Annotated in this window: 5 protein-coding genes; 4 read left to right on the top strand and 1 reads right to left on the bottom strand. The window is 69.8% G+C overall.

All coding sequences use genetic code 11. From position 1 onward, the window contains the following. The first annotated feature begins 299 nt into the window (after positions 1 to 299). The gene (locus tag SACHA_RS0115335) at positions 300 to 677 is read left to right on the top strand and encodes a HesB/IscA family protein (protein WP_007024926.1); all 378 of its coding nucleotides are present in this window, start codon (positions 300 to 302) and stop codon (positions 675 to 677) included. A 204-nt stretch (positions 678 to 881) separates the two neighbouring features. After that, positions 882 to 2,300, top strand: coding sequence for an FAD-binding oxidoreductase (locus SACHA_RS0115330; RefSeq protein WP_019811085.1), 1,419 nt, complete (start codon positions 882 to 884; stop codon positions 2,298 to 2,300). A gap of 58 nt (positions 2,301 to 2,358) precedes the next feature. Here SACHA_RS0115330 and asnB read toward each other — a convergent pair whose 3' ends face one another. Further along, positions 2,359 to 4,287: an asparagine synthase (glutamine-hydrolyzing) gene (gene asnB, locus SACHA_RS0115325; RefSeq protein ID WP_028663227.1), complete on the bottom strand. Its 1,929-nt coding sequence runs from the start codon at positions 4,285 to 4,287 to the stop codon at positions 2,359 to 2,361. A gap of 157 nt (positions 4,288 to 4,444) precedes the next feature. Between asnB and ctaC the strand changes: the two genes are divergently transcribed. Both ctaC and SACHA_RS0115315 read left to right on the top strand, forming a co-directional pair. Beyond that, positions 4,445 to 5,395, top strand: a complete 951-nt coding sequence (gene ctaC / locus SACHA_RS0115320; RefSeq protein WP_028663226.1) for an aa3-type cytochrome oxidase subunit II — start codon at positions 4,445 to 4,447, stop codon at positions 5,393 to 5,395. A 54-nt stretch (positions 5,396 to 5,449) separates the two neighbouring features. Then, a complete protein-coding gene (locus SACHA_RS0115315; RefSeq protein WP_019811080.1) occupies positions 5,450 to 5,869 on the top strand; it encodes a cytochrome c oxidase subunit 4 in 420 nt (139 codons plus the stop codon). Positions 5,870 to 6,139 lie beyond the last annotated feature (270 nt).

Genomic DNA, 6,139 nt, shown 5'->3' with positions numbered 1-6,139 from the left:
CGCCCCTCCGCCTCCCTGCGCTTCGGCGTCGGACGGCCCTTGCCCGGGGTGTGGCCCCGGGACGCGGCGGACCCGGCGGCCGGGTCGTCGACCGGTTCGGTGTGGTCACCCACCTCGGTGGGGTCGGCCTCGTCGGTGCCGGAACGGCGCAGGAACCTCACGGGCACCAGGATATGGCAGCGGTCGCCGTCGATGTTCATGCGGTCGGCAGATGTGTCACCATGGAAGACGGGAACAGATCGGGTGCCTGCTCGCGTTGCACTCGGTACCCGCCTGCACCAACACCGTGAGGGAGAGTCATGACGACCGCTGAGCAGACCGGCAACACCCCCGCCGACGCCGGCGAAGCCACGCACGGCGTCATCCTGACCGACGCCGCCGCCGCGAAGGCGAAGGGACTGCTCGAACAAGAGGGCCGCGATGACATGCACCTGCGCATCGCCGTCCAGCCCGGTGGCTGTGCCGGTCTGCGGTACCAGCTGTTCTTCGACGAGCGCACGCTCGACGGGGACCTGTTCCGGGACTTCAACGGCCTGCAGGTCGCGGTCGACCGGATGAGCGCCCCGTACGTCCAGGGCGCGGAGATCGACTTCGTGGATTCCATCGAGAAGCAGGGCTTCACCATCGACAACCCGAACGCGGGCGGCTCCTGCGCCTGCGGCGACTCGTTCCACTGAGTCGGAGGGTCCGCTGAACCCGACGCTCCGGCGAGCGCGGGTTCCGGCCTCCCTGCCGGCACGTCACCCCCTGCGTCGGCCGCGTCAGCGGTCGGACGCAGGGGGTTTTCGTGTCGTGCGGACGGCGCCGTTCCGTCGGCGCGGGCTGTCACACCACCGGATGTCGTCGCGACCCAGCCGGTGAACCCGGCAAGGAGGCCCGTGATGACCGACGACCTGCTCGACCCCCGCGCCCTGAACGACCTGCGCTCCCGTCTCGACGGTCCGGTCGTGACCCCGGTCGATCCCGACTACGAGGACGTCCGCGCGATCTTCAACGCGATGATGACGGCGCGGCCACGGGTCATCGCACGCTGTGCGAATCCCACCGACATCGCCACGGCGGTGTCCTTCGCCCGGCGGGAGGGATTGGAGGTCGCCGTCCGCGGGGGCGGCCACAGTGTGGCGGGCGCGAGCCTGACCGACGGCGGCCTCGTCGTGGACCTGCGGCCGATGAACCAGGTGTCCGTCGATCCGGTGCGCCGCACCGCCACGGCCCAGGGCGGGGCCGTCTGGGCGGACTTCGACCGCGCCACCGAACCCCACGGCCTGGCGGCCACCGGCGGCCGGGTGTCGACGACGGGGGTCGCGGGGCTCACCCTCGGGGGCGGCTCGGGCTGGCTGGAACGCCGGTTCGGCCTCGCATGCGACAACCTGCTGTCCGTGGAACTGATGACCGCGGACGGCAGGCTGGTCGCCGCGAGCGAGGACAGCGACCCGGAGCTGTTCTGGGCCCTGCACGGGGGAGGGGGCAACTTCGGCGTCGCCACGTCGCTCACGTTCGCCCTGCACCCGCTGCCCGAGTTCGCCATCGCGCTCCTGTTGTGGCCGGGCCGGGACGGCCCTGCCGTGGCCCGGATCTACCGCGACCTGCTGACCGATGCGCCGGACGAGGTGGGCGGCGGGCTGATCTACCTCACCGCGCAGCCCGACGACTTCGTCCCGGACGAACTGGTCGGCACCCTGTGCTGTGCCGTGCTCGTCACCTACACCGGGCCGGAGTCGGCGCTGCGGGAGTTCGTCGCGCCGCTGCTCGACGCCGAGCCACACGGTCGTGTCGTGGGTGAGGTGCCCTACTCCGAGCTGCAGCGGATGCTCGACGACCCACCGGGGATGCGCAACTACTGGTCCGACGAGAACCTGCGGGACCTGCCGGACGCGGCGCTCGACCGGTTCCACGCCCGCGCGCCCGAGATGCCCGTGCCGTCGGCCTCCCAGCAGATCCTGTTCCCGTGGGGCGGTGCCGTCGCACGGGGACGGGAATGGCCCGGATTCGACCGGAAGGCGGCCTGGGCGGTGCACCCGTTCGGCGTCTGGAGTGACCCCGCCGACGACGAGCGGGCGCGGACCTGGGCCCGTTCCCTGTGCGCCGACATGCGTCCGTTCTCCACCGGCGACGTCTACCTCAACTTCATCGGCGACGAGGGAGCCGACCGGATCGTCGCCGGGTACGGCGTCGACAACTACCGCAGACTGGCCGCGGTCAAGGCGGAGTTCGACCCGGACGACGTCTTCCACCGCTGGCACGACATCGTGCCCCTCGCCCACGCGGAATCGTCCGCACCACCGACCCCGTCGGCATGAACGACACCGCCGACCCCGTCGGCACAGCCGACGGGGTCGGCGGAGACGCCGTGAATGCTCAGAGTTTGACCGGGTAGTGCGGTTCCGGCACCTCGGGCTTGATCCGGCCCTCGACGAAGATGCCGTACCAGAGCATGAACACCAGCAGCGCCCACAGTCGCCTGCTGTGGTCGAGCGTGCCCGCCCGGTGCTCTTCCAGCAGTCCCAGCACGGCGTTCTTGTCCAGCAGATCCTCGGTGGCGGAGTCGTTGATGATCCCCCGTGCCCAGTCGTACATGTCGGTGGCCAGCCAGTGCCGGATCGGGACCGGGAAGCCCAGCTTGCGGCGGTTCAACACGTGCGACGGCACGATCCCGTCGAGGGCGCGGCGCAGCGCGAACTTCGTCGTCTCCGGGGTGATCTTCTGGTCCAGCGGGATCGTGGACGCGACCCGGAACACCTCCGGGTCGAGGAACGGCACCCGCAGTTCGAGCGAGTTCGCCATCGTCATCTTGTCCGCCTTGACCAGGATGTCCCCCCGCAACCAGGTGAACAGGTCGACGTGCTGCATCCGGGCGACCGGGTCCCAGTCCTCGGACAGGGCGTACCAGGGCGCGGTGACGTCCTGGTGCCCCACCTCCGGGGAGAAGGTGCGCAGCACCCGCCGCAACTGGTCGTCCCGGAAGATCCGTGCGTTGCCGTAGTACCGCTGCTCCAGCGGCAGCGAGCCACGACGGAGCAGGTCCTTGCCCCGCGTGCCCTCGGGAATCGCCGAGGAGACCTTCCCGAGGAGCCTGCGGACGGCTCCGGGAACCTTCTCGAACGGGGCGAGTGAGAGTGGCTCGCGGTAGATCGTGTAGCCGCCGAAGAGCTCATCGGAGCCCTCGCCGGAGAGCACGACCTTCACCCGCTTGCGCGCCTCCCGCGCGATGAACCAGAGCGGCACGAGCGCGGGGTCGGCCACCGGGTCGTCCAGGTACCACACGATCAGCGGGAGGGTGTCCATCATCTCCTGGGCGGAGACGGTGCGCACCACGTGCTCGACCCCGATGGCGGCCGCCGACTCGGCGGCGACGTCCACCTCGGAGTAACCCTCCCGCTCGAAACCGGTGGTGAAGGTCACCAGGTTCGGGTTGTGCTCCTTCGCCAGTGCGGCGATGGCGGTCGAGTCGATCCCACCGGAGAGGAAGGCACCGACCGTGACGTCGGCGCGCATGTGCTTGGCGACCGAGTCCCGCATGACCTCGGCGATCCGCTCGTGCAGCGCGGCCGTCCCCGCGGGGCCGGACACCGGGTGGGCCCGGAACTCGGGGGAGAAGTAGCGCTCGGTCCGCAGCTCCCCGCCCGGCGCCACGGTGAACGAGGTGCCCGACTCGATGCGGCGGACCCCTTCGTGCAGGGTCTCCGGCTCGGGCACGTACTGCAGGGCGAGGTAGTGCTGCAACGCCCTGTCGTCCACCTCGTCGGTGGAGCCCAGGGTCCCGAGCAGTTCCAGCAGGCTCTTCTTCTCACTGGCGAAGGCCACGCCGTACGGGCCGGAGGCGTAGAACAGCGGCTTGATACCGAACGGGTCCCGCGCCCCGAAGACGACCTTGCGCTCGGAGTCCCAGATCAGGAAGGCGAACATCCCGCGCAGCCGCCCCACCGCGGCCGGTCCGAGGTGGTGGTACGCCGCGACGATCGCCTCGGTGTCACCGTCCGTGGCGAACGTCGCACCGTGCTCGTCGGCGAGCTCCCGGCGGAGTTCGGGATAGTTGTAGATCTCACCGTTGAAGTTGATCGTGTACCGGGTCGGATTGTCCTCGGGACCCCAGGTCAGCGGCTGATGCGAGTGGTCGACGTCGATGATCGCGAGGCGGTTGAAGCCGTAGATGACCTCCGCGTCGGCCCACGTGTCGGACTCGTCGGGGCCGCGGTGGCGCTGACAGCGCAGTGCCCCGCCCACCGCGTACCGGGCCTTGGCCGCGTCGTTCTCGCTGGCACACACCAGTCCAAGCAGACCGCACACGCCTACTCACACACCCCTTGTTCGTCGCCGCCGAAGTCGTAGAGGGCAAGTATGCCGGGGAAGGCGGTGACTCCGCCGCGCCGGGTCTCGGCTAGAGTCGGCAGGCATCGCAACGAGTCGGGCGAGGCAACGGATCGGGCGAGGAGGCATCACGTCAGTGGGCGTTCCAGAGCGCACTCCGCGGACACGGCGGGGCAGGGTGGGCAAGACGGCCGCGCTCGCGGGACTCGTCGCTGTCACGGCGACCGGGTGTTCCGGTGAGGAGATTCTGCGGTTCGGCTGGCCGGAGGGGGTCACCCCGGAGGCCGAGGCGATGCAGCAGCTGTGGACCTGGACGGTCGTGGCCGCGCTCGTGGTCGGTGCGATCGTGTGGGGCCTGATCTTCTGGACGTCCGCGTTCCACCGGAAGAAGAAGGGCGACACCGCCGAGGCACTGCCCCGGCAGTTCCAGTACAACGTGCCACTCGAACTGTTCGTGGTCGTCGTGCCGGTCATCATGGTCTGCGTGCTGTTCTTCTTCACGGCGGTGACGGAGAGTTCCGTGCTGGCCGAGGAGGACGAGCCGGACGTCGAGGTCGACGTGACCGCGTTCCAGTGGAACTGGGAGTTCGCCTATCCGGACACCACCACTCCGGGCGGTGAGCCGGTGAACACCGTGGGCACGTCGAGCGAGATCCCACTGCTGGTGCTTCCGACCGACCGGACCATCGAGTACAACCTCCGTTCGACGGACGTCATTCACTCCTTCTGGGTGCCCGCGTTCCACTTCAAGCGGGACGTGCTGCCCCATCCGGAGAAGAACAACCAGGACAACACCTTCCAGAACACCATCGACCGGGAAGGGGCCTTCGTCGGCCGGTGCGCCGAGCTGTGCGGCTCGTACCACGCGATGATGAACTTCGAGGTCCGTGCGCTGTCCCCGGACAAGTACGACCGCTACATCCAGCTGCGTTCGCGGGTGAACCCGGACACCGGACTGCCCTACACGGCCGCCGAGGCGCTGACCGTCATGCAGGGTGAGGGCTGCGAGGAGCAGCTGTGCAGCCCGACCGCGACGACGACCAGTCCGTTCGCGACCGACCGCACGCTGCGCACCGCGTCCGGCTGAGCGCCGAACAGCGCGCCGTGACCGAAGCGATCGAGTGAGAAGGAACAGACACTCATGAAGGTGGAAGCCCGGGTTTTCGACATCGTCGCGATCTTCGCCCTGGTCGTGGCGATCGTCTACGCGGTGCTGACCGGTTCCATGACCCGGGACGGCGTCGAGCCGATCGGCACGGTGGCGCTGCTGCTCTCGGGTGGGCTGGCACTGCTGGTCGGTAGCTATTTCCGCTTCGTCGCGCGCCGCATCGAGCCGCGCCCCGAGGACCACGAGGACGCCGAGATCAGCGACGGCGCCGGCGAACTCGGGTTCTTCAGCCCGGGCAGCTACTGGCCGGTCGCGGTCGCCGGCGGTGCGGCACTGGTCGGCATCGGGCTGGCGTTCATGTACACCTGGCTGATCGTGCTCAGCGGGATCGCCCTGCTCATCGCGATCGCGGGCCTGGTCTTCGAGTACCACACCGGCCCCGGCCACCACTGACACCACGGTCGTCCGCCGTCAACAGCGGGGGCCCCGGACACGTCCGGGACCCCCGCTGTGTGCGTGAAGGGCACTTTCCCTGCGTGTGGCGCGGTGAGGGGCACATTCGCTGCGTGGGACGCAGGGAAAGTGCCCTTCACGCCAAACCACGGCCGGGGCCGGGTGCGGGAGGGTGCGGGTCAGCTTCGGGCGGTCCAGCGGGTGAGCAGGTCGGCGGCGGCGCCGGAGTCGACGGCGTGGGCGGCCCGGTCCAGTCCGGCCCGCAGGTCG

The sequence above is a fragment of the Saccharomonospora halophila 8 genome (assembly GCF_000383775.1).
Lineage (GTDB): Bacteria > Actinomycetota > Actinomycetes > Mycobacteriales > Pseudonocardiaceae > Saccharomonospora > Saccharomonospora halophila.
This window is presented reverse-complemented; position numbering and strand designations above follow the sequence as displayed.